Consider the following 23,591-nt stretch of genomic DNA (forward strand, 5'->3'; position numbering starts at 1 on the left):
AAATTCCGTAAGCTTTTGTCCACAAAATGGATTTCACTTGAATCGCAGTCGTTTTACCCCTCTCTGGCTGGTTTTCGTGCTGTCGCTCGGCGGTTGTGCGTCGGTATTCGATGCGCCGTACGAAGAAATTGACGAAACCCCGCTGGCGCAGTCGGAACCGCAGCTGGAAATCGTCGATGCCGATGATCCGCTGGCGCCGGCGGTGCAGGTCCGGCCGCGCAAGGTGTATCCGGATATCTGGGCACGCGTGCGCGACGGCTTCCGCGTCGATGCCTTCGCCGGCGACAAGTCGGTGGAGCGGATCGCCCGGCGTTTCGCCGCCGACGGCATCGTCGAGCGCATTGCCCAGCGTGCGGCGGGTTATCTGTACTACGTCGTCGATTCGGTGGATCAGCGCGAATTGCCGATGGAGGTGGTGCTGGTGCCGTTCGTCGAATCCGGTTATTCGTTGAGCGCGGCGTCCTTCGCCGAGGCACACGGGGCCTGGCAGTTCATCGAGAGCACGGCGAAGAACTACGAGATCCGGATCGACCGTTTCCGCGATGATCGACGCAATCTGGTGGCGTCCACCCGGGCGGCGATGAATTACCTGACGACGCTGCATGCGATGTTCGACGACTGGCCGCTGGCGATGGCGGCTTACAACTGCGGCGAGAAGCGCGTTGCGGCAGAGGTCGAGAAGGCCAGGCGGCGCGGGGTTCAGATGCCCGGTTTCCACGATATTTCAGCCCAGTTGCCGCCGGAAACGCGCGAGTACGTGCCGCGTATCTTTGCCGTTAAGCGTTTGATCGCCGATCCGCTGGCGCACCGGGTGAAGCTGCCGCCGATTGCCGACGAACCGTTGTTCAGCGTCGTCGAGATTCACCGGGACATCGATGTGGCGCTGGTCGCACGTTTTGCCGGGATGAAGACCGAGGATTTGGTTCGCCAGAATCCGTCGCTGGTGGCGCCGGTGATCATCGGCCGGCAGAACGTTCAGTTGCTGTTGCCGCATCAGGCGGCGATGAAGTTGTCGGAGGCGATGGCGGCCCATGAGGGGCCCTGGGTGACCTGGCGCATGGTGCGTATCGTCCGGCCGGCGTCGCCGGCCGATGTGGCGCGCCGCAACCGGATTCCGGTGGCTCGGGTGCTGCAGGCCAATCCGCTGCCCGACGGTCATTTTTATGAAGTGGGTTCGACCTTGCTGCTGCCTGGCAAGGGCCAGGAAGAGTTGGATGTCGAGCTTGCGCAACGCGCGGTATTGCTGACCCGCGCGGCATCCGAATGCATGACGATGCAGCGTTGCGTGGGCGAGGGTGAAAAAGTGGTGCCGCCGGCAACGGTTAACGGTATGCCGAGGCGATGATGGAAACCCTGGACGCTCCGCAGTTCCTGTTGCAGACCCGCTTGCTGATCGTGGAAAACGATCCGCGGATGAGCGCGCATCTGCAGAAGATCCTTGAGCACCGCGTCGGCGAGATTCTGCTGGCGCGCGATGGTGGCGAAGGGCTGAGGCTGTGGGAGATGCATGCACCGGACATCGTGCTGACCAACATCGATCTGCAGGTGTTCGACGGCTTTGCGCTGGCGGAAAGGATTCGCGCGGTCGATGGCGATGCGGCGGTGGTGGTGATGTCGTCGTCTTCCAGCCTGGCCATGCTGCACCGGATCATCGATGCCGGTATCGACGGTTACGTGATCCAGCCGATCGACGAGATGCTGCTCTTCGGCGTGCTGTTCCGTTGCATGCGCGACCGGCAGCGGGTGCTCGATCTGAAGATGGCGAGCATGGTGTTCGAGGTGGCCAACGAAGGGATCATGGTGACCGACGAAAATGCACGCATTCTTGCGGTCAACCCGGCATTTTCGGAAATTACCGGCTACCGCGCGCATGAGGTGATCGGTCAGCGTACGCGGATGCTGCAGTCCGGCGTGCATGGGCCGGATTTTTACCGCGCGATGTGGCAAACGCTGCTGACGCACGGTCGCTGGGCTGGCGAGATCACCAATCGTCGCAAGGACGGTTCGCATTATTCGCAGTGGCTGTCGATTGCCGCGGTGAATCAGGACAGTGGCGGCGCGCAGCGCTATGTCGGTCTGGTTTCGGATATTTCCGAGCGCAAGCAGGAAGAGGAACGGATTCGCCGCCTGGCGCATTTCGATGCACTGACCGGTCTGCCCAACCGCGCCCTGTTCGAGGACCGGCTGCAGCGCGCCATCGTGCGAGCCCGGCGCTATCGGCAGACGCTGGCGGTGCTGTATGTCGACCTCGATCATTTCAAGGCGGTCAACGATACCTGGGGGCACGCGGCCGGCGACGAGATGCTGTGCGTGGTGTCCAACCGGATGCTGGAGGTGCTGCGCCAGAGCGATACGATCAGCCGGCGCGGTGGCGACGAGTTCGTGATCCTGGTTGATCTGCAGGATCATCCGGAGGGTATCGGCAACGTTTGCGCCAAGCTGGTCAACGAGGTTTCGCGGCCGGTTCCCTATGGCCTTTTCGAGTTGTGCGTGGGGGCGAGCATCGGTGTGGCGCTGTATCCCAACGATGCGGAACAGCCCGACGAACTGCTGGCAGCCGCCGACGTGGCGCTTTACGAGGCGAAGGCGAGCGGCCGTTCGCGTTTCAATTTTTTCCGCCCGGAAATGCAGCATTCGGCCTGCTCGCGACTGGAACTGGAACGCGAATTGCGCGAGGGCCTGGATGACTGGCGCTACACCCTGCATTACCTGCCGGAATACTCGCTGGCGACCGGCAAGATCGAGCAGATCGAAGCCTTGCTGCGTTTCCAGCATCCGGAATTCGGCTTGATGGAGGCTGGGCGCTTCCTGGAAATTGCCGAGGATATCGGGATCATGCCCGAGCTCGGACGCAAGGCGTTGGAACAGGCCACGCGCGAACTGGCCGAAATCGAAGGAAATATCGGCTTGGTGGTCGACCTGTCGGCCCGTCAGCTGTCGGCACCGGATGCCGTGGCACGCCTGCTCGATACCTTGCGTTCGGCCGGTATGCCGCAGGAGCGAATCACCTTCGAATGTACCGAGGCGATGCTGACCGGCAATGAGCAGGCGGTGCAGACCTTGTACCGCCTGGCCGAGTCCGGCTGCAAATTCACGCTGGACGATTTCGGGGCCGGTTTCTGCTCGTTCAGCCTGCTCAGCCAGTTGCCGATGAGTTCGATCAAGATCGACCGCTCGTTTACCCAGCAGATCGTCGATAACCTGCAGATGCGGGAACTGGTCGGCGCGTTGATCGCTTTTGCCCATCGCCTGAAGCTGCGGGCGGTGGCCGAAGGGGTCGAATCGGCCGAGCAACTCGCCTTGTTGCGGGAGATGGGATGCGATGCCGCACAAGGCTATTACTTCGGTCATCCGGTGACGCTGGGCGAATGGTTTGCCAGGCAGTCGGGCGGCCTGGTCGAGCGCTGCGCCGGGGCGAACTAAAATAGTATTTTTCAATGACTTGAGCGGGTTTTTCCATTCATCAATTTGTTGACTGGCGGGGCGCTCGGGTGATATCTTTCAGGCATATCTAACTTATTGGAGGTCGTTGTGAAGAAACTGACCAAATCGCTGATTGCGTTGAGCGTCGCAGCGACCAGCCTGTCTGCTGTTGCCGCCTTTTCCACGGGCATGTCCCTGGGCCAGATCGATACCGAAGTCCAGCAGCGCGTCAGCCGCGGCGAAGCGGTGTCCACGATCGGTTCGGCCGCCCGTTCCCAGGGTATTTCGGCCATGATCATGACCTCCGCGCTGATCAGCCAGGGCAAGACCCTGAATCAGATCGTCGCCGGCCTGATCCAGGCAGGTTATCCCCCCAATGACGTGGTCAATGCTGCCGTTGCGGCAGGTGGCCGTCGTAGCGACATGATCCAGCTGGCGCTCGATGCCGGTGCCGATCCGACGCAGATCACCGACGCAACCGCAGCCGGTCCGGATGGCGGCGGCGGTGGCCTGGGCGGTGGCGGCGGCGGTGGTTTCGGCGCAACCCCGACCTCGACCTTCGGTGGCGGCGGCGGCGGTAGCGTCAGCCGCTCCTGATCCCCGAAGCTTTTCGGAGAATGGCAGCCTCGGCTGCCATTTTTTTTGTTGATTCAAGAGGTTTTCCATGACTTTGCGGCGGCAGTTGTTCCTGGGTATTTCCGTGATTTTCCTGATGGTGTTCGTCGGCCTGACGGTGCTTGGCGTTAGCGGAACGCGAAAGTATCTCGAGGAACAATTGGGATCGCACGCCCAGGATGCCGCGTCGTCGCTGGTGCATCCTTTGTCGCAGTCGTTGGGGGCGGGGGACAAGACGCTGGCCGAGACCCAGTTGTCCAGCCTGTTCGACCGGGGTTATTTCCAGCGTATCGCGGTGCTTGGCATGGATGGCAAGGTGGTGGTCGAACGTTCCCTGCCGGCCAAGATCGATGGTGTGCCCTTGTGGTTTTCCGGCTGGCTGACGCTGGAGGCACCGCCGGGAGAGGCTTTTCTCAATGCCGGCTGGCGCCGTTTGGGCAAGGTGGTGGCAATTTCCCAGCCGACGCATGCTTACCAGTACCTGTGGCGCTCGGCGCTGGAGATTTCCGGCTGGATGGGCCTGGCTTACATCCTGGCGCTGTGGGCCACGCGCCTGGTCCTGCACCGCATCCTGCAGCCCCTGTCGGAAATCGAGCGGACGGCGGTCAACATTCAGAGCCGCTATTTCGAGCAGATCGGGATCAAGCCGCGGGCGCTCGAACTGGCCCGGGTGGTCGGTGCGATGAACAACATGTCGCGGAAGATTTCGGAGTTTCTCGACATCGAGACGGCCAAGGCCGAGCGTTATCGGCGCGAGGCCTATCAGGATGAACTGACCGGTCTGGACAATCGCAAGAGCTTCGATCTTCGGCTGGAGCAGGCCTTGGCCGGCGAGATCGGTTTTTCGGATGCGGTGTTGATCGGGGTCGACGTCAATAATCTGAAGGATTTCAACACCGAGGCCAGCTACAAGCGCGGCAATGAACTGCTGGCGGCGGTGGCCGAAGGTGCCCGGGAAGTGCTTGGTGACAAGGCGACGATTCTCAGCCGGATCGGCGGTTCGTCGTTCGGTTTCGTGATGTTCGACCGCAATCCGGCCTCGGTGGCGGAGATCGGTGCCGGCCTGCGCGACCGTCTGCAGCGGATCGGCGATGCTTTCGGGGAAGGCGTGGAGTTTTCGTTCAGTATCGGTGCGGTGCATTTCGCCCAGGGCGAAACGCGGTCGCGCGTGCTTTCCCGTCTCGATCTGGCGATTGAAAGCGCCCGCCAGTCGGGGCATAACATGCTGCAATATGTGGTTGATGTCGGCCCCGGCGCCAGTGCCATCGGCTCGATGGCGTGGCGCGAGCTGATTCGCAATGCGCTGGCGGAAAACCGTTGGACCTTGCTCGGGCAGCCGGTTGTCTCGCTGACTTCCGGTTCGGTGCTGCAGCAGGAAATCATGACGCGGCTGGTCGATAACGAGGGCAACCTGATTCCGGCTTCCGTCTTCCTGCCGATGGCGATGCGGCACAAGTTGATGCCGGACATCGATCAGGCGCTGTTGTCGCTGGTCTTCCGGCGGTTGGCCGAGCGCCAGACCGACGGCGTGATGAATCTCGCCGTCAACCTGTCCAACCAGAGCCTGGAGAACCGTGACTTCATGAGTTGGCTGTCGGGCAGCCTGGCGCAGCTCGACAAGCGCAAGCTCAATCTGTCCTTCGAACTGACCGAATATGGCTGTTCGCTGGATATCGAAGCGAGCCGTCAGTTTGCTGCGATGTTGCGCACGCACCAGGTGCGTTTCGGTATCGATCATTTCGGTCTGGCGCCGAATTCGCTGGCGCTGTTGCGCGAATTGCCGCCGGATTACATCAAGCTGCACGCCGGCCTGATCGCCGAGGCGCCGCAGAGCGACGCGTCGCGGGCCTTGCTGCGCCATATCGTGTCGCTGGCCCGTTCGCTGGAAGTCGAGGTGATCGCCCAGGGGGTCGAAAATGCGGCGCAGGTCGAGATGTTGTTGAGCGATTCGGTGAACGGCGGCCAGGGCTACCATTTCGGCGCACCGTCCACCGACGGGCTTTGATCCGGCCGGTTGCGATTTGCCTGAATTGACCATCCGGCGCGGCTTGCCGGATACTGGCGACGGTTCTTGAGGGAGATGACGGCATGCCACCATTCGTAGACAAGCTGCGTTCGATGATCGGTGCCGAGCGGGGCGATGCCGCGCTGTCGGCGCGCGAACTGGAGCGCCTGCGGGCGCAGTTGAAGGAGTGCGCGGCAGGGCTAGGCGGCGAGGTGTCGGCGCGGGCGCGGGCGGTTCGTCTGGCGCAGACCTATCTGGGGCTCGACGATGTCGGCCGGCAGCAGTTCCTGAAATTGATCGCGCTGGAGTTCGGACCGCGGCCGGAAGCGGTGGCCGAAGCGCATGCGGCGTATCAGGCGGCGGTCGGCTCGCCCGCTCAGTGGAAGGCGGAAGCCGCTTTGCGCGGCGCGATGCGCTCGTCGCGCATCCGCATCCTGACGCAGTTCAACGCGATGCCGCAGGGCGTCAAGTTTCTCGTCGATCTGCGCGCCGATCTGCTGCGTTATCTGGAAAACGACCGCGAACTGGCGGTGCTCGACCGTGAGCTGGAGTCGCGCCTGAGCGCCTGGTTCGATGTCGGCTTCCTGGAGTTGCAGCGGCTGACCTGGCATTCGCCGGCGGCGCTGCTGGAAAAGCTGATCGAATACGAGGCGGTGCACGAGATCCGTTCGTGGACCGATCTGAAGAACCGGCTCGATTCGGACCGTCGGCTGTACGCCTTCTTTCACCCGCGCATGCCGGACGAGCCGCTGATCTTCGTCGAGGTTGCGCTGACCGATGAACTGGCCGGCAACGTGCAGGCCTTGCTCGACGAGCATGCGCCGGTGTTCGATCACCGCAAGGCGGACACGGCGATCTTCTATTCGATTTCGAACACGCAGGTCGGGCTGCGCGGCGTGTCGTTCGGCAATTTTTTGCTGAAACGCGTGATCGACGACCTGAAGCGCGATTTTCCGAAGCTGGAAAACTTCGCCACGCTGTCGCCGATGCCCGGCCTGGCGGCCTGGGTGCGCAAGCAGCCCGAGGTGCTTGCCGAGGCCGGCGTCGATTTGTCGCTGGAAACCTTGTCGACCGCAAGCTGGGCCGACGACAAGGCGCAGGCGCGCGCGCTGCGCGAGCCGTTGCTGCGACTGGCGGCGCGTTATCTGGCGCAGGCCAAGCGCGGTGGCGACGGTGGTCCGCCGTTCGATCCGGTGTCGCGCTTCCACCTCGGCAACGGGGCGCGCGTCGAGCGGCTGAATTACCTGGGCGATTGTTCGGCCAAGGGGTTCCGGCAGTCGTTCGGGATGATGGTCAATTACCGCTACGCGCTGGACGAGATCGAGGACAACCTGGAAGCTTTCGCCAGCGAAGGACGGATCGCGATGTCGTCCACGGTACGCCGGCTGGCCCGGCCGCGGGCGGTGGAAAAAACCTGAGTTGCTGCGGTCGACCGCAGCAGGAACGAAAAAAGCCGGAGATCGCTCCGGCTTTTTTCTGGCAACGACGACCGCTCAGGCGCGCAGCAGGGCCTTGACCAGGCGCTCGGAGAGCTGGTCTTCGGTGAATTGCGGCTCGTTCGGCGGGTACAGCGAGTTTTCCTCGATGACGAAACCGTGTTCCTGGGCGAGGGCACGCAGTTCCTTGATTTTGACGCAGGCCTTGAGCTGTTCGCCGAGGGCGGCGTCGCTGCGGGCCTTGTCGGAGAAGGCCTTGATCGGGACGATGGACATGTTGGCTCCTGAAGGGAGTGGGTTGAACAAAACGGTAAACCGGCCGGCCGTCAGGCCGGGTAGTCGATGATCGACGGATCGTCGCTGCCGTCGGCGATGGTGGCGCGGGCCAGCCGGCCGTCGGCGTGATAGTCGTATTCGTGACAAACCTCGGTCTCGCCATAGACGATCTTCTCGCAGCGGACGAGGCGTTCGGCACTGTCGAAAGTGCCGGCGTAGTAGGTGTTTCGGTTGCGCATGTCGTCGGCGGCGAGCTCGCCGACCAGGCGCAGCGGCAGGCCGGCGCCGGAATAGCTGGTGAAGTAGCGGAGGGTCGTGGCGGTCATGGTGTTGTCGGTTTGATGACAAAAACCGGCGTCTGCCGGTGGTTTTTCAAACCGAACGCAATAAAAATGCCAGTTTTTGGTGCGTCGACCGCAGGTGCCTATTGAAATATTCGCGCGGACGGCGACAATGGCGGCATTGACGCTCCTGGAGGCCCGCCCCATGTCGAAAAAGCCTTCTCCGTGGTTGCCGCCGGCCGGTGCGCTGGCCAGTTATCGCGGGCGCAGCCTGCGTTCGATGCGCAATGTGCGAGTGGTCGCCGAAGCCTCGGCCGGGCGCATGGTGGTCGAGGCGATCGGCAAGCAGGGCGTGCCGGTACGGCTGACCGTCAAGCGCGAGAACCTGTCGCCGATGCAGCCGGACCTGTTCGACTAGGCCGTTGCGGCCGGACAGCCGCGCTGCGTTTCCTTTTCCCTGTGCGGTGTTTCGTGTGCCGGCGACATCAACCGCAGGCGCGCGTCGACTACCGCTTCGATGACCACCCGGCCGTTGCCGCGCAAGGTATGGCTTTGGCCGGCATGCAGCACGAAATCGCCACGTTCGCCGGTGACCGTCAGCCACAGGATGCCGGCGGTGCAACGGATGACGCTGTGCCGCCGCCGCGAGAAGCGCAGCGGCTTGCCGGCTTCCAGGCACAGTTCGCGGTTGCCGAGTTCGATTTTCATGGATGCTCTCCGTATTGCCATGACAGGCAGTTTAGGTGGCGCATGATTGCTGGTACAGTTGCAAAACGATTGAATTGTGACCAATACAGTTATATGGATATTGAACTGTGCTGGTCGTTCTTCGAAGCAACTGTGCTGGTCATCTCATGGAAAGCGAACTGCGTTACGAACGACTGGCCGGCGAACTGGCCTCGCTGATCGAACAAGGCGTGCTGGTGCACGGCGATCGTCTGCCTTCGGTGCGACGTCTGGCCGACGAGCGGCGCTTGTCAGTGTCGACGGTGGTGCAGGCGATGCGCCGTCTGGAATTGCGCGGGTTGGTCGAGGCGCGGCCGCAATCCGGTTATTTCGTGTGTCGGCCGCCGTTGCCGCATCGCGAGCCGGCGGCGCGCAGCACGCCGGAGGCAGCCAGTTCGGTGGATATTTCGCAGCGTCTGGTGCGCCTGATGCAGGCCGGTCTGCAGCCCGGGGTGGTGCCACTGGCGGCGGCGCTGCCGGCCAATTCGCTGTTGCCGATCGCCGCGCTGCAACGCCTATATGCCGGTGTGGCGCGCCGTTATCCGCGTCTGCTTGAAGGCGGCAGTCATGTCGATATCGATTCGCCGCAACTGGTCCGCCAGTTGGTCCGCCGTTCGCTGGCCTGGGGCGGGCCGCTGGCTGCCGACGAGATCGTGATCACCAATTCCTGCACCGAAGCGCTCGATCTGTGCCTGCGCACGGTGACCCGGCCGGGCGATACGGTGGCGGTCGAGTCGCCGGCCTATTACCTGATGCTGCAACTGCTCGAAACCCTGGGGCTGAAGGCGCTGGAGATTCCGACCGATCCGCGTACCGGGATGTCGGTCGAGGCGCTGGAACTGGCGACCCGTCAGGGCGGTGTGGCCGCGGTGCTGCTGGTCTCCAACGGCAGCAATCCGCTGGGCTGCCTGATGCCGGACGACAGAAAACGTGCGCTGGCGGCGTTGACCGCAAGCCGCGGCATTCCGCTGATCGAGGACGATGTCTATGGCGATCTGCATGCCGGCGAACAACGTCCTTGGCCGATCAAGGCCTTCGACCGCGATGGCAACGTGATGTTGTGCGCGTCGTTTTCCAAATCGCTGTCGCCGTCGCTGCGTATCGGTTTCGTTGCGGCCGGGCAGCGCGCGCGCGCCGTGGCCCTGCGCAAGATGGTCGGCAGCGGCGGCACCAGTCCGGTCACCCAGGCAGTGCTGGCCGAGTATCTGGCATCGACCGCTTACGAACGTCATCTGCGCAAGTTGCGCCGGGCCTATCGGGATCAGGTGGCGGCCATGCAGGCGGCGGTTGCCCGCTATTTTCCGGCCGAGACGCGGATCGCCCAGCCGCAGGCCGGCTACGTGCTATGGGTGGAATTGCCCGAGGGCATCGATTGCACGGCCTGCCTGACGCAGGCCCTGGCAGCCCAGGTGGCCTACGTGCCGGGCGAGCTGTTTTCGGCCAGCGGCATGTATCGCAACTGCCTGCGGCTGAACTGCGGCAATCCGCACACACCGGCCATCGAGGACGCCGTACGCCGTCTGGGTGCGATTTTCAGCGCAGTCGGGTAGGGCGGGGGCGGCTTCTACGGTATGATTGCCCCTTTTCGGGGCAGGCCGGACCTGCCCTCGTGAACGTACTGCCGAGGTTTTCTGCCCATGTTCGACGCCGTCCGCAACAACAAGAAGATCGTCCAGATTTTCCTGTTCCTGATCATGCTGCCTTTCGCCTTTTTCGGACTGGAGTCCTACGTCAATAGTGGCGGCGCCGGCAGCGATGTCGCCAAGGTGGGCGATATCAAGGTGACTCAGCAGGAATTCCAGCAGGTCATGCGCGAGCAGCAGGAGCGCATGCGCGGCCAACTGGGCGACCAGTTCGACCCCAAGCTGCTCGACAGCCCGCAGATGCGCCAGGCCGTGCTCGACGACCTGATCAACCGCCGCCTGCTTGCGCTGGAAGCCGCCAAGCGCCGTCTCGCCGTCGGCAACGACGCGGTGCGCCAGACCATCGCCGGCATCCAGGCTTTCCAGATCGACGGCCAGTTTTCGACCGAACGCTATGAAGCGGTGCTGCGCGGCCAGGGCATGACGCCGGCCGGTTTCGAAGCGCAGGTCCGCCAGGATCTGACGCTGCAGCAGCTGGTCGGTACCGTTGCCCAGTCGAGCATCGTGCCGCGCGTGGTCGGCGATCATCTGCTGGCCCTGCAGACCGAACAGCGCGAGGTGCAGGAACTGCGCCTGCCGGTCGATGCCTATCTGGCCAAGGTGACGCTGGCCGACGATGCGGCGAAGAAGTTCTATGACGAGAACGCCAGCCGCTTCGAGCTGCCGGAACAGGCCCGGGCCGAATTCGTCGTGCTGTCGCAGGATGTCTTGCCGGTGCAGGTCTCGGACGAAGAGATCAAGTCGTGGTACGACGGTCACAAGGAGCGCTATCAGCAGCCGGAAGAGCGGCGGGCCAGCCACATCCTGATCGGCATCGAAAAGCTGGGCAAGGAGAAGGCGAAGGCCCGGGCCGAGGAAGTGCTCAAGGAAGTCCAGGCCAAGCCGGCGGCCTTTGCCGAACTGGCGCGCAAGTATTCGGATGATCCGGGTTCGGCGACTCAGGGCGGCGATCTCGGTTTCTTCAGCCGGGGCATGATGGTCAAGCCGTTCGAGGATAGCGTGTTTGCGCTGAAGGACGGCGGCATGTCGGGCGTCGTCGAGTCCGATTTCGGCTTCCACATCATCAAGCTGACCGGTATTCGTGCCGCCAGGGAAAAGCCGCTGGCCGACGTGCGCGGCGAGATCGAGGCCGAACTGAAGGCCGGTGCCTCGGCACGCAAGTTCGCCGAAGCGGCCGAAGGTTTTTCGAACCTGGTCTATGAGCAGGCCGACAGCCTGCAGCCGGCCGCCGAGCAGTACAAGCTGAAGGTTCAGCAATCCGGCTGGCTGGGTCGCCAGGCCGATCCGCGCAATGGTCAGCTGGCCAATCCGAAGGTGCTGGAAAAGCTGTTCGCCGAGGATTCGATCAAGAACAAGCGCAATACCGAAGCGGTCGAGATCGCGCCGAACACGCTGCTGGCAGCCCGCATCGTCGAGTACAAGCCGGCGACGCGCCAGCCGTTCGAGGAAGTCCGCCTGGGCATCGAGGCCTTGCTCAAGCGCCAGGAGGCGCAGAAGCTCGCCCGTGCCGACGGCGAAGCTCGTCTGGCCGCGCTCAAGGGCGGTGACGACAAGCAGGCCTGGGGGGCCGTCAAGCGGGTTTCCCGTCTGGATGCCAAGGCGCTGCCGATGCCGGCGGTGCAGCCGGTGTTCCGTGCCGAAACGGCCAAGCTGCCGGCTTATGTCGGTGTCGAGGTGGCCGGTGCCGGTTATGCGCTGTACCGTATCGGCAAGGTCGAAGCCGGCGACAAGCTGGACGATGTCCGCCGTCAGGGCATGCTCGGTCAGCTGGCTTCGCTGGCCGCCCAGGAAGAAGTCCAGTCCTACCTGAAAGCCTTGCGCGCCCGTTACAAGGTGGAGGTCAACGAAAAGGCGATGGCGGCGGAAAAGTAAGCTTTTCCAGGCGTCGACCGCAAGCGGGCCTTCGGGCCCGCTTTGTCGTTGACGGGGCTGGATTCAGCGGCGCCAGAAGGCCGGTGTCAGCACGACGAGCAAGGTAAAGATTTCCAGCCGGCCGAGCAGCATGGCGAAGGTGCAGATCCAGGTCTGGAAATCGCTGAGGATTTCATAGGTGGTCGATGGGCCGACCTCGCCGAGCCCGGGCCCGGTGTTGTTGATGCTGGCGACGATGGCGGTGAACGCGGTGACGATGTCGAGGCCGGTGAAGGTCATCAGCAGCGTCAGCGAGACGATGCTGACCATGTACATGAAGCCGAAGGCGAGCACGGCGAACAGGATCGATTGCGGGGCGACCTGGCCGGCAATGCGGACGTTGTAGACGGCGCGCGGGTGCATGGCCAGCACGATCTCGCGGTAGACCTGCTTGTAGAGCAGCAAGGCGCGGGCCATCTTGATGCCGCCGCCGGTCGATCCGGCGCTGGTCGCGAAACTGCTCAGGAAGAGCATCCACAGCGGGGCGAAAATCGGCCAGGTGGCGAAGTCGACGTTCGCGTAGCCGGTGGTCGTGGCGATCGAAACGACGTTGAAGGCGGCATGGCGCATCGCCGTATCGAGGTCGGCGTAGACGCCGTCCTTCCAGATGTAATGCGCGATGACCAGTACCGAGACCAGACAGACGCCGAGGAACCATGGTGCTTCCGGATCGTGCAGATAGGGCCGCAGCGAGCGCTGGCGGACGGCCAGGAACAGGCTGCCGAAATTCATGCCGGCGATCAGCATGAAGACGATGGCAACGAATTCGATCTGCGGCGAATCGAAATAACCGAAGCTGGCATCGTGCGTCGAGAAGCCGCCCAGGCCCATCGTCGAGAAAGCGTGGCAGACGGCGTCGAACCAGCTCATGCCGGCCAGCCGGAAAGCGGCGATGCAGCACAGCGAGACGCCGAGATAGACGACCCACAGGCCTTTTGCCGTTTCGGCGATGCGCGGCGTCATCTTGTCGTCCTTCATCGGCCCCGGCGTTTCGGCCTTGAACATCTGCCGGCCGCCGATGCCGAGCATCGGCAGGATGGCGATGGCCAGCACGATCAGCCCCATGCCGCCGACCCAGACCAGTTGGTGGCGCCACAGGTTGATCGACATCGGCAGCGTGTCGAGACCGGAGAGCACGGTCGATCCGGTGGTGGTCAGCCCGGACATCGCCTCGAAATAGGCATCGGTCAGGCTGATGCCGAGCTGCAGCATCAGCGGCAGGGCGGCGAACAGCGGCAGCACGGTCCACACCAGCACGACGATCAGGAAGCCGTCGCGGGCGTTCAGTTCTCGGCGATCGCGGTGGTAGCGGAACCACAGCAGCATGCCGCAGAGCACGGTGAGCATCAGCGATTCGTCGTACACCGACTGGGCGCCGTCGTCGACCAGGTAGGAGAGGATCAGCGGGCTGAGCATGGTCAGCCCGAAGAGCATGACGATCATGCCCAGCGCGTGCAGGACCGGGCCGTGCCGGTTACCGGTCGCGCTGCGCGTCAGGCCGGGCAGGTAGCGTGTGAGGGCGATGCCGGCGGAAGACATGGCGTGGTTTCAGCCGGCCTTCGGACGGGCCGCGGAAAATGCTTCGAAAGCGTCGTTGACCGCAAGAAAGACGCGGCCGGACAGTTCCTGCCAGAGCGGCGACTGGACCAGCCGGTCCTGCACCGGCCCCTTGACCTCGGCCAGATGCAGCCGGATGTCGCGGGCGCGCAGGTCGCGGTTGAGGTCGGTCAGCACCTCCATGGCCGTCGTGTCGACGCGGTTGACCGCGCTCATGATCAGCACCACCTCGCGGGTGTCCGGCGCCTTTTCCAGCTCCTGCGTCAGGCGCGTTTCGACGGCACTCAGATTGCCGAAAAACAGGCTTTCGTCGATGCGCAGCAGCAATACGCCGGGAATCGTCTCGGCGTGGTGGCGTTCGACGTTGCGGAAGTGTTCGCTGTCCGGAATCCGGCCGAGCACCGCAATGTGCGGTGTACTGCTGCGGTAGACCAGCGTCGCCAGCGAAAAAAGCAGACCGAGCGAAATGCCGGCTTCCAGTCCGAGCAGGAAGACGCCGAGGCCGGTGCAGGCGGCAGCCAGGCCGTCGGCGCGGTCGTACTGCCAGGCCTGGCGCAGACTGCGCAGATCGATCATGGTGAGCGCGGCGACGATGATGCTGGCAGCCAGGACCGCCAGCGGCAGGCGTTCGAACAGCGGCGCGGCGCCGGCTACGACGAGCAACATGGCCAGGGCCGAGACGATGCTGGCCAGCGGTGTCTGCGCGCCGGCCGCGACGTTGACCGCCGAGCGCGATACGCCGCCGCCGACCGGCATGCCGCCGAAGCCGGCGGCGACGACGTTGGCGGCGCCGAGGCCGAGCAGTTCCGCGTTGGCATCGATGCGTTCGCGCCGTTTGACGGCCAGTGCCTGGGCCATCGAAATGTTCTGGACCATGCCGATCAGGGTCATCAGCAGGATCGGTGCAGCCAGCGTGCGCAGGTCGCCGAAAGCCGGCAGGATCAGGCTGAAGGCCGGCAAACCTTCGACGATGTGGCCGACGGTGGCCACGCCGTATTGCCGGTCGAGATTGCCGCCGACCACCGCCAGGGTGCCGGCGACGACGACCAGCAGCGGCATCAGGCGCACCGCGAACGATGCCTTGCGCTCGCCCATGCCGGCCCCGCGCAGCAGGCGGCCGAGCCACAGCCGGCTGAAGCCGAGCACGCCGATGGCCGCGGCCCCGATGACGGTATTGGCGTCGATCCGCGTCTGCTCGAGCATTGCCGAAACGACATGGAAAGCGTCGCTGCCGGCCGGCTGCAGACCGAACAGGTATTTCAGCTGGCTGAAGACGATCAGCACGGCCGAACCGGAGACGAAACCGGCGATCACCGGACGGCTCAGCAATTGCGACAGGAAACCGAGGCGCAGCAGCCCGCAGGCCAGCAGCAATAGGCCGGAAGCCAGCGACAGCACGGCGGCGAGGCCGATGTATTCCGGCGAACCGGGGGCGGCAATCGGCGTCAGCACCGACCAGGTCATGATCGAAGTGATGGCCACCGGGCCGACCGCCTGCACCATGCTGCTGCCGAACAGCGCGTAGGCGACGACCGGGAAGATGCTGACGTACAGCCCGGCCTGCGGCGGCAGCCCGGCGAGCAGGGCGTAACCCAGGCTCTGCGGCAGGACCAGGATGGTGACCAGCACGCCGGCCAGCAAGTCATCGGCCAGATGACGGCGGGGGTAGGCGGCGATCCAGGCGGGAACGAAGCGTTTCATCGTGGCGCTGGCGAAGAAAACGCCGACCGGCAGTGTGCGGGTCGGCGTTTTTCGGCGGTATTGCGGGTTGACCGCAAGGGGCGGGTCAGGCCGGCAGCGGATCGGCGTTGCCGAGGGCGGTGGTGTTGATGCCGCCGTCGACGTAGAGGATTTCGCCGGTGATGCCGCTGGCCAGGTCGGACAGCATGAAGGCGGCGGCGTTGCCGACTTCCTCGATGGTCACGTTGCGGCGCAGCGGCGCGTTGTGCGCGTTGTAGGCGAGCAGCTTGCCGAAGTTGCCGATGCCGGAGGCGGCCAGCGTCTTGATCGGGCCGGCCGAGATCGAGTTGGCGCGGATGCCTTCGGGGCCGAGGCAGTAGGCCAGGTAGCGCGTGGCGGCTTCGAGGCTGGCCTTGGCCAGGCCCATGGTGTTGTAGTTCGGCATGGTCTTCTCGGCGCCCAGGTAGGACAGCGCGAGCAACGCGGCCTTGCGGCCCTGCATCATCGGCCGGGCGGCCTTGGCCAGCGCCGGGTAGCTGTAGGACGAGATGTCGTGGGCGATGCGGAAGGCGTCGCGGGTGATGCCGTTCAGGAAGTCGCCCTCGATGGCTTCGGTCGGCGCGTAGGCGATGGAGTGGACCAGGCCGTCCAGACCGTCCCAGTGCTGGCCGAGGTCAGCGAACAGCTTGTCGATTTCTTCGTCCTTGGAGACGTCCAGCGGAAAGATCAGGGTGCTGTCGAACTCGGCGGCAAATTTCTTGATGCGGTCCTCGAAACGCTCGTTCTGGTACGTGAAGGCCAGTTGCGCGCCTTCGCGGTGGCAGGCCTTGGCAATGCCATAGGCGATGGAGTGCTTGGACAGCAGCCCGGTGAGCAGAATCTTCTTGTCGGCGAGAAAGCCCATGTAGTGTTCTCCCTAAGGGGTTAAGCCGGCGGATTATACGTCATCGCGTGGACCTTGTTGTTGCCGGAAAGAGCGATGAGCGCTTGTGTATACGGTACAGTATGGTGATCGTTTACCGACCCGCAGCCGCAATCCCTCATGGAAGCACAGAAGAAACTCGTTCATGTCACCCGCATGCCGATCCGTTGGGGCGACATGGATGCCTACGGGCACGTCAACAATACCGTCTATTTCCGCTACATGGAGCAGGCCCGCGTCGAATGGATCGAGGCGCTGGGCATCGTTGTCCGGCCGGGCGGCGACGGGCCGGTGATCATCAATGCCAGCTGCACCTTCCTGATCCCGATGACCTATCCGGGCGAAGTCGAGGTGCGGACGCATGTCGGTGCGATCGGTCGCTCCAGCGTGCAGACCCATGTCGATCTGTGCATCGATGGCAAGGTCTATGCGGAAGGCGCGGCCAAGGTGGTGTGGATGGATACGCGCACCGGCAAGTCGGTGCCCTTGCCGGATCGTGTGCGGGCGGTGCTGGAAGCGGGGTAAACTGCGTCTTCCTCGTATTTTCCGTCACCGACCGGCATGGGCCACAAGAAGACCTGGGAAAAACTCCTCTCCGCCGAGCGCCTCGGCGCCGGCAAGGCGCCCGGCACGCCCGAGCGCACTGCCTTCCAGCAGGATTACGACCGCATCGTATTTACCTCGGCCTTTCGCCGTTTGAAGGACAAGACGCAGGTTTTCCCGCTATCGAAGAGCGATTACGTGCGTACGCGCCTGACGCACAGCCTGGAAGCCAGTTGCGTCGGCCGCTCGCTAGGTGCCGTGGTCGGTCGCGAGATCATTGCCCGGCATGGCTTGAAGGATGTCGAGTCGGGCGATTTCGGGGCGATCGTCGCGGCCGCCTGCCTGGCGCACGACATCGGCAATCCGCCGTTCGGGCATGCCGGCGAGGATGCGATCCGCGAGTGGTTCCGTCATTCCGGCCTGCTCGAACGGCACGACTTCACGCCGGCGCAGAAGGCCGATTTCGAGAAATACGAAGGCAACGCGCAAGGGTTCCGCATCGTCAGCCGGCTGCAGAGCCCGGCCAATCCGGGCGGTCTGCAGTTGAGCAGCGCGGTGTTGGCGACCTTTACCAAATATCCGCGGCCTTCTGCGGTCGACGGCGAACTGGACGGAAAAAGCGGCAAGAAGTTCGGTTTCTTCCAGCACGATGCCGAGAATTTTGCCCGCGTCGCGCGGTCGACCGGGCTGATCGAGCGAATTCCGGGCACCGCCTGGCGGCGTCATCCGCTGGCCTTCCTCGTCGAAGTGGCCGACGACACCTGCTACCTGATCGTCGATCTGGAAGATGCCGCCCGCCTCGGCTTCGTGCCGTACCGCGATGCCGAATGCCTGCTCGCCGATCTGGCCGGCAACACCATCAACGGTGGCCGGCTGGAACGCCTGCACGATCCGAAGGAACGCCTGGAATACCTGCGGGCGAAAGCCATCGGCCGCCTGCTGGAAGGCGCGGCGGCGGTGTTCCTGGAAAACGAGGCGGCGATCCTCGATGGCAGTTTCGATGAAGAACTGCTGGCCCGTTCGCCGGTCCATGTGCCGCTGCAGGCGGTGCTGAAGCTGGCCAAGGAAACCATCTACACGGCGCGGCCGGCGCTGGAGATCGAAACCGCCGGTTTCGAGGTGCTCGGTGCGTTGCTGCAACTGTTTGCCAATGCCGTCGAAGCCCGGGCCGGCTTTGCCCGGTTCACGACGCGCGAGCGCATGCTGCTGAAGCTGCTGCCGCCGCAGTTCCTCGGCCATGGCGGAGAGCCGGACGCCGATCCCTATGTGCGGCTGCTCCAGGTGGCGGACTTCGTGGCCGGGATGACCGACTCTTATGCGGTGGACATGTATCGCAAGTTGAAAGGATTCGACCTGCCGACCTGATTGATGTTATCAATCGCGTTTTACCCCCGACAGGATGAGCCGGATGTTCGGAGAAAAACATCGGCAACGCATTGCCGAACTGGAGGCGCAACTCGCCGAGCAACAGGCGCTGCGCTGTGCCCTGGACCGTTCGCAGGCGATCGTCGAATTGACGCCGGACGGCGTGGTGATCGATGCCAACGCGAATTTCTGCCAGATCATGGGCTACGACGCGACCGAACTGCGCGGCCAGCCGCACCGGCTGCTCTGCGATCCGGCCTTCGTAACCAGCCCGGATTACCGGGCTTTCTGGGACAGCCTGCGACGCGGGGAATTCTTTCGCGGTACGATCCGGCGCCGGCATCGCGACGGCCGCGACATCTGGCTGGAAGCCACCTACAACCCGGTGCTCGACGCGGCCGGGCGGGTGCTCAAGGTGGTCAAGTTCGCCACCGATGTCACCGCGCAGGCCGTCGATGCGGCCGCCCAGCGGGCGATGATCGAATCGATCGAGCGCTCGATGGCGGTCATCGAATTCCGGCCGGACGGCACGATCCTGCGGGCCAACGAAAATTTCTGCCGGACCATGGGATACGCTGAAAACGAGATCGTCGGCCGGCATCATCGTCTGTTTTGCCAGGACGAGTTCGTCCGTGGACCGGAATATGCCGAATTCTGGGCCCGGCTGGCGCGCGGCGAATTCGGTTCCGGCCAGTATCAGCGGCTCGATCGGCAGGGGCGGGGCATCTGGCTGGAAGCCACCTACAACCCGGTCTTCGGGCCTGACGGCAAGGTCGTCCGGGTGGTCAAGTTCGCGGTGGACATCACGAAGCGCGTGCTGCACCAACTGGCAGAGCGGGAGAGCGCCGGTACGGCCTACAAGGTCGCACTGGAAACCCGCGAGATTGCGCAATCCGGCGAACGGATCATTCTCGACACCGTGGACAAGATGCATCACATCGCCGGCATCGTCGGCGAATCGGCGGCGCTGGTCGAGACGCTGGGGGTGCAGACGGCCGGCATCTCGTCGATCGTCAACACGATCCGCGAGATTGCCGAACAGACCAACCTGCTGGCGCTCAATGCCGCCATCGAGGCGGCGCGGGCCGGCGAGACCGGACGCGGCTTCGCGGTGGTGGCCGACGAAGTGCGCAAGCTGGCCGAGCGGACCGGCAAGTCGACCGGTGAAATCGCCGCCATGATCCAGACCATCCAGAAAGAAACCGGCTCGGTGACGGTCAGCATGAATAGCGGTCTGACCGAGGTCAATGCCGGCGTGGCGCTGGCCGGCGAAGCCGGCGAGGTGATCAAGCAGATGCGCGACGGGGCGATCCGGGTAGTCGATGTCGTTCAGGCTTTTTCGTCGACCGTCGCCACCTGAATTGCAGGAACGGCTTGCCAAAATCGGATGACTGTACAAAAATACAGTCATCCGATTTTTCCGGAGCCTCTCCATGAAACTCACGCCCCGTCAGCAGGAAATCCTCGATTTCATCAAGAACACCGTCGAGGTGCTCGGCGCACCGCCGACCCGGGCGGAAATCGCCACCGCCTTCGGCTTTGCATCGCCGAACGCCGCTGAGGACCACCTCAAGGCGCTGGCCAAGAAGGGGGCGATCAATCTCGAACCCGGTTCGGCACGCGGCATCCGCCTGGTCGAACAACTTGGCCTGCCGCTGATCGGCAGCGTCGCCGCCGGTTCGCCGATCCTCGCCGTCGAGAACGTGCAGGGGCGCTATGCACTGGATGCCGGGCTGTTCAGCCCGCGTGCCGATTTCCTGTTGAAGGTGCGCGGCTTGTCGATGATCGACGCGGGCATCTTCGATGGCGACCTGCTGGCGGTGCACAAGACCAACCAGGCACGCGACGGCCAGATCGTCGTCGCCCGGCTCGACGAGGAGGTCACCGTCAAGCGGCTGGCGCGAACCGGCAGCATGGTCAAGCTGATTGCCGAGAACCCCGATTTTGAGCCGATCATGGTCAATCCGGCCGAGGTCGACTTCGCCATCGAGGGCATCGCCGTCGGATTGATTCGCGGGGCCGTTTCCTCGCTGTAAGCCCCGGCCGATCCGTCCGGTGCCAGCATCGGACTGGGTTGGTCGCCGGCCTCGATCCATCCTGCTTTTCTCCGGACCGGCATTTCCATGCCGGCAATGGTCTTTTTCGCCCGGAATTTTCCATGCTCCCCTCCGTTGCCGCCGTCGATCTTGCCGATGTCCTTGCCCGCGGCGACATCTGGCGCGGCGATGCCTTGTCTGGCCTGCCGGCCGGCACCGTCGCCAGCGGTTACGCCGAGCTCGATGCCGAACTGCCGGGCGGTGGCTGGCCGTGCGGAAATCTCACCGAAATCCTGGTCGACCGTGGTGGTATCGGCGAAATCAGCCTGCTGCTGCCGGCGCTGGCCCGCTTGTCGGACGAAGGCGGTCGTCTGGCCCTGATCGCGCCGCCCTGGCTGCCGCATGCGCCGGCCTGGGCGGCAGCCGGCGTGGCGCCGGAGCGCCTGCTGGTGATCCGGCCGGGCAAGCAGCTGGCCTGGTGCGTCGAACAATTGCTCCGGTGCGGCGGCTTTGCCGGGCTGCTCGCCTGGCCGGACGCCGGCATCGATGCCCGGGCGCTGCGCCGCCTGCAGGTGGCGGCCGAAGGGCAGTCGGTTTTTGCCGTTTTGTGGCGGTCGACCGTGGACGCTGCAACCCCGTCGCCGGCGCCTCTGCGTCTGACGCTGGCCGCTGGTGCCGACCGGCTGGCGTTGCGCATCCTCAAGCGGCGCGGTCGGCCGGCGTCGCGTCTGTTGCAGATCGACATCCCCCGACCGGGAAGGAAAACACGTGTTGTGGCTGGCCCTGCATTTTCCGCAGCTGACGCTGGAAGCCCTGCCGTCGCGGCAGTCGCCTAGCGTCGTCACGGCGCGCGGCCGGGTTCTGGCTGCCGATCCGGTGGCTGCCGCGGCCGGCATTTTGCCCGGCCACAAGCTGTCGACCGCACTCGGCCTGCTGCCCGGGCTGCGCGCCTGCGAGCGCGATCCGGCGCGCGAAGCCCGGGCGCTCGCCGATCTCGCCTGCTGGTCCGGTCGCTTCACGCCGACCGTCAGCCTGGCGCCGCCGGCCGCGCTGCTGCTCGAAATCGGCGGCTGTCGCCGGCTGTTCGGCGGTATCGAAGCGATTGTCGCGGCCGTGCTTGATGGCTGCCGGATACAAGGTTGGAGTGCGGACTGGGCGGTCGCACCGACGCCGCTCGGCGCCCGCTGGCTGGCGCGTGCCGGCGCGGCGACCAGTTACGAGAGCCTGGCCGCGCTGCAGGCGGCGCTGGCCGATTTGCCGTGTGCGGTGCCTGACTGGCCAGCCGAGGTCGTCGCCCGGCTCGACGCCTTCGGCCTGCGCCGGCTCGGCGAACTGAGCGCACAGCCGGCCGGTGGCTTGCGCCGGCGCATCGGCAACGGCCCGGTCGACGACCTGCTGCGCGCCCGCGGCGAACTGCCCGATCCGCAGCGCGCCTTCGTCTTTCCCGAGCGTTTCGCCGCCGGGCTGGAACTGCCGTCGCGCGTCGAATTCGCCGAAGGTCTGGCCTTCGCCGCGCAGCGCCTGTTTGCCGCGCTGGCCGGGTGGCTGCAGGTGCGCCAGATGTTGCTGCGCGTCGGCATGCTGCAGCTGACTCACGACGACGGCTCGACCAGCGCGCTGCCGCTGCGTTTCGGCGAACCCTGCGCCGACGAAGGCCGGTTCATGCGCCTGTTGCGCGAGCATCTGAGTCGCCTGCAGTTAGTGGCGCCGGTCGAGGCGCTGCATCTGACGGCCGACGAAGTCGTCGCCCGGCCCGACGCCAGCGCCGGCCTGTTCGACCAGGCGCTGCAGGGCGAGGGCGCTGCCGCCTGCATCGAACGCCTGCGCGCCCGGCTCGGCGACGACGCTGTGCACAGCCTGGCGCTGCATGCCGACCACCGCCCGGAATGCGCCAGCCGCAGCGACGACCCGGCCGGCATTTTTGCCGCCAAAGCCGCGTCGACCGCAACATTCGGCAAGCCGCGCCCGCTCTGGCTGCTGCCGGCACCGCAGCCGCTGGCCGAACATGTCGACGGCCCGCACTGGCACGGCCCGCTGCAACTCGTCACCCGCAGCGAACGGCTGGAAAGCGGCTGGTGGGACAGCGGCGAGCCGTCCGCCGTCGGCGACCTGCGCCGCGACTACTTCGTCGCCCGTACTGGCGAAGGGCAGTGGGCGTGGATCTTTCGCGACGCGCAGGGCTGGTTCCTGCACGGCCTGTTCGCCTGAGCCGATTGACAGGTTGCACCGGCGCTACCGATAATCCGCCGCTCTGCAGGAGAGAGAGACTGGTCCGCCAGGCTCCGCCGAAGGCGCAAACTCCCATAATCGCTCAGGCATGCCGAACTGCAGAAATGATTCGCCGGCTGGAGAGCAGTTGCGAGCGTCCCGGCGCTTGGCAACTCACCGAAGGGGCAGGCTCCGAAGAGCCGAAACTCTCAGGTAAAAGGACAGGGGGAGAGGCGTCACGGAAACACCCGTTGGGGGTTTCCGCTTTTTTGACGGAAGCCTCCTGATGTTCGACAGTCTCGCCCTCGTTTTTCAACCGCTCGCCAGCAAGCAGTTCGACCTCTTGCTGGTCGTCTACCTGGTCGCCATCGCCGCCGAGGCGATGTCCGGCGCGCTGGCCGCCGGCCGCCGCGATATGGATTTCTTCGGCGTCGCCGTAATCGCTTTTGTTACCGCGCTAGGCGGCGGCACGATCCGCGACGTCGTGCTCGGCCATTACCCGATCGGCTGGACCCAGCATCCCGAGTACGTTTATCTGGTCATCCTCGCCGGCCTGGCGACGACGCTGATCGCGCGCTTCATGCACCACATGAAGCGCGTCTTCCTGATGCTCGATGCGCTCGGCCTGGTCGCCTTCTCATTGATCGGCTGCAACGTCGCGCTGCAACTCGATTACCCGGTGGTGGTCGTGATCATGGCCGGCATGCTCACCGGGATTTCCGGTGGTGTGCTGCGCGACGTGCTGTGCAACCTGGTGCCGGTGGTCTTCTGCCGCGAGCTGTACGCCAGCGTCTCGCTGTTCGTCTGCGTGCTCTTCCTGATCTTGCGCGGGCTCGGCTGGGACAGCGACCTGATCACGCTGCTCTGCTTCGGCGCCGGTTTCGCCTTCCGCATGCTGGCGCTGCGCTTCGCCTGGAAGCTGCCGACCTTTTCCTATCAGCAGCGCTGGGACTGAAACGCGGGC

21 protein-coding genes and 1 riboswitch are annotated in these 23,591 nt (G+C 64.7%); of the genes, 15 read left to right on the plus strand and 6 right to left on the minus strand.

Annotated elements, in window-relative coordinates:
• Window positions 1–37 precede the first annotated feature (37 nt).
• The 5 genes from L0962_RS11975 to L0962_RS11995 all read left to right on the plus strand — a co-directional run bounded on the left by L0962_RS11975 (window position 38) and on the right by L0962_RS11995 (window position 7,461).
• On the plus strand, window positions 38–1,345 hold the full coding sequence (locus L0962_RS11975; protein WP_234086660.1) for a lytic transglycosylase domain-containing protein: 1,308 nt from the start codon (window positions 38–40) through the stop codon (window positions 1,343–1,345).
• Window positions 1,342–3,423, plus strand: a complete 2,082-nt coding sequence (locus tag L0962_RS11980) for a bifunctional diguanylate cyclase/phosphodiesterase (RefSeq protein ID WP_234086661.1) — start codon at window positions 1,342–1,344, stop codon at window positions 3,421–3,423. The genes L0962_RS11975 and L0962_RS11980 overlap by 4 nt, the downstream gene beginning before the upstream one ends.
• A 108-nt stretch (window positions 3,424–3,531) precedes the next feature.
• Window positions 3,532–4,020, plus strand: coding sequence for a hypothetical protein (locus tag L0962_RS11985; RefSeq protein ID WP_234086662.1), 489 nt, complete (start codon window positions 3,532–3,534; stop codon window positions 4,018–4,020).
• A 67-nt stretch (window positions 4,021–4,087) separates the two neighbouring features.
• Window positions 4,088–6,043: an EAL domain-containing protein gene (locus tag L0962_RS11990; protein ID WP_234086663.1), complete on the plus strand. Its 1,956-nt coding sequence runs from the start codon at window positions 4,088–4,090 to the stop codon at window positions 6,041–6,043.
• 113 nt (window positions 6,044–6,156) lie between these two features.
• Window positions 6,157–7,461, plus strand: coding sequence for a malonyl-CoA decarboxylase (locus L0962_RS11995; protein WP_234086928.1), 1,305 nt, complete (start codon window positions 6,157–6,159; stop codon window positions 7,459–7,461).
• A 75-nt stretch (window positions 7,462–7,536) separates the two neighbouring features.
• Here the strand turns inward: L0962_RS11995 and L0962_RS12000 are convergent, their stop codons facing one another.
• Both L0962_RS12000 and L0962_RS12005 read right to left on the minus strand, forming a co-directional pair.
• On the minus strand, window positions 7,537–7,755 hold the full coding sequence (locus tag L0962_RS12000) for a Nif11-like leader peptide family natural product precursor (RefSeq protein WP_234086664.1): 219 nt from the start codon (window positions 7,753–7,755) through the stop codon (window positions 7,537–7,539).
• A gap of 50 nt (window positions 7,756–7,805) precedes the next feature.
• A complete protein-coding gene (locus tag L0962_RS12005) occupies window positions 7,806–8,081 on the minus strand; it encodes a DUF6156 family protein (RefSeq protein ID WP_234086665.1) in 276 nt (91 codons plus the stop codon).
• A gap of 160 nt (window positions 8,082–8,241) precedes the next feature.
• On the opposite strand from L0962_RS12005, the gene L0962_RS12010 reads away from it, so the two are divergent.
• A complete protein-coding gene (locus L0962_RS12010) occupies window positions 8,242–8,454 on the plus strand; it encodes a hypothetical protein (protein WP_234086666.1) in 213 nt (70 codons plus the stop codon).
• Here L0962_RS12010 and L0962_RS12015 read toward each other — a convergent pair.
• A complete protein-coding gene (locus L0962_RS12015) occupies window positions 8,451–8,744 on the minus strand; it encodes a DUF2917 domain-containing protein (RefSeq protein ID WP_234086667.1) in 294 nt (97 codons plus the stop codon). The genes L0962_RS12010 and L0962_RS12015 overlap by 4 nt on opposite strands.
• Window positions 8,745–8,890: 146 nt before the next feature.
• Between L0962_RS12015 and L0962_RS12020 the strand changes: the two genes are divergently transcribed.
• Window positions 8,891–10,312 carry a PLP-dependent aminotransferase family protein gene (locus tag L0962_RS12020; protein WP_234086668.1) on the plus strand — a complete coding sequence of 474 codons (1,422 nt, stop codon included), beginning with the start codon at window positions 8,891–8,893 and terminating at the stop codon, window positions 10,310–10,312.
• An 87-nt stretch (window positions 10,313–10,399) separates the two neighbouring features.
• Window positions 10,400–12,277 carry a SurA N-terminal domain-containing protein gene (locus L0962_RS12025; protein ID WP_234086669.1) on the plus strand — a complete coding sequence of 626 codons (1,878 nt, stop codon included), beginning with the start codon at window positions 10,400–10,402 and terminating at the stop codon, window positions 12,275–12,277.
• Window positions 12,278–12,340: 63 nt separating this feature from the next.
• Here L0962_RS12025 and L0962_RS12030 read toward each other — a convergent pair whose 3' ends face one another.
• The 3 genes from L0962_RS12030 to fabI all read right to left on the minus strand — a co-directional run bounded on the left by L0962_RS12030 (window position 12,341) and on the right by fabI (window position 16,457).
• Window positions 12,341–13,759: a TrkH family potassium uptake protein gene (locus L0962_RS12030; protein ID WP_234086929.1), complete on the minus strand. Its 1,419-nt coding sequence runs from the start codon at window positions 13,757–13,759 to the stop codon at window positions 12,341–12,343.
• A gap of 105 nt (window positions 13,760–13,864) precedes the next feature.
• Window positions 13,865–15,574 carry a SulP family inorganic anion transporter gene (locus tag L0962_RS12035; RefSeq protein ID WP_234086670.1) on the minus strand — a complete coding sequence of 570 codons (1,710 nt, stop codon included), beginning with the start codon at window positions 15,572–15,574 and terminating at the stop codon, window positions 13,865–13,867.
• A gap of 85 nt (window positions 15,575–15,659) precedes the next feature.
• Window positions 15,660–16,457 (minus strand): enoyl-ACP reductase FabI, encoded by a 798-nt coding sequence (gene fabI / locus L0962_RS12040; protein WP_234086671.1) that lies wholly within the window; start codon window positions 16,455–16,457, stop codon window positions 15,660–15,662.
• 138 nt (window positions 16,458–16,595) lie between these two features.
• On the opposite strand from fabI, the gene L0962_RS12045 reads away from it, so the two are divergent.
• The 7 genes from L0962_RS12045 (at window position 16,596) to L0962_RS12075 (ending at window position 23,582) form a co-directional block, all read left to right on the plus strand.
• A complete protein-coding gene (locus L0962_RS12045) occupies window positions 16,596–17,000 on the plus strand; it encodes a thioesterase family protein (RefSeq protein ID WP_234086672.1) in 405 nt (134 codons plus the stop codon).
• A 36-nt stretch (window positions 17,001–17,036) separates the two neighbouring features.
• Window positions 17,037–18,383, plus strand: coding sequence for a dGTP triphosphohydrolase (gene dgt / locus L0962_RS12050; RefSeq protein WP_234086673.1), 1,347 nt, complete (start codon window positions 17,037–17,039; stop codon window positions 18,381–18,383).
• A gap of 43 nt (window positions 18,384–18,426) precedes the next feature.
• The gene (locus L0962_RS18240) at window positions 18,427–19,743 is read left to right on the plus strand and encodes a PAS domain-containing methyl-accepting chemotaxis protein (RefSeq protein WP_234086674.1); all 1,317 of its coding nucleotides are present in this window, start codon (window positions 18,427–18,429) and stop codon (window positions 19,741–19,743) included.
• A gap of 73 nt (window positions 19,744–19,816) precedes the next feature.
• Window positions 19,817–20,419 carry a transcriptional repressor LexA gene (lexA, locus tag L0962_RS12060; protein ID WP_234086675.1) on the plus strand — a complete coding sequence of 201 codons (603 nt, stop codon included), beginning with the start codon at window positions 19,817–19,819 and terminating at the stop codon, window positions 20,417–20,419.
• Between the two features lie 122 nt (window positions 20,420–20,541).
• Window positions 20,542–21,255 carry a translesion DNA synthesis-associated protein ImuA gene (gene imuA / locus L0962_RS12065; RefSeq protein WP_234086676.1) on the plus strand — a complete coding sequence of 238 codons (714 nt, stop codon included), beginning with the start codon at window positions 20,542–20,544 and terminating at the stop codon, window positions 21,253–21,255.
• Complete coding sequence (locus L0962_RS12070; RefSeq protein WP_234086677.1) at window positions 21,188–22,627, plus strand: DNA polymerase Y family protein; 1,440 nt, start codon at window positions 21,188–21,190, stop codon at window positions 22,625–22,627. The genes imuA and L0962_RS12070 overlap by 68 nt, the downstream gene beginning before the upstream one ends.
• Window positions 22,628–22,663: 36 nt before the next feature.
• A riboswitch (glycine riboswitch) is annotated at window positions 22,664–22,757 on the plus strand.
• Window positions 22,758–22,913: 156 nt separating this feature from the next.
• Complete coding sequence (locus tag L0962_RS12075; RefSeq protein ID WP_234086678.1) at window positions 22,914–23,582, plus strand: trimeric intracellular cation channel family protein; 669 nt, start codon at window positions 22,914–22,916, stop codon at window positions 23,580–23,582.
• The last annotated feature ends 9 nt before the right edge of the window (window positions 23,583–23,591 follow it).

The organism is Azonexus sp. R2A61 (genome assembly GCF_021401135.1).
GTDB lineage: Bacteria > Pseudomonadota > Gammaproteobacteria > Burkholderiales > Rhodocyclaceae > Azonexus.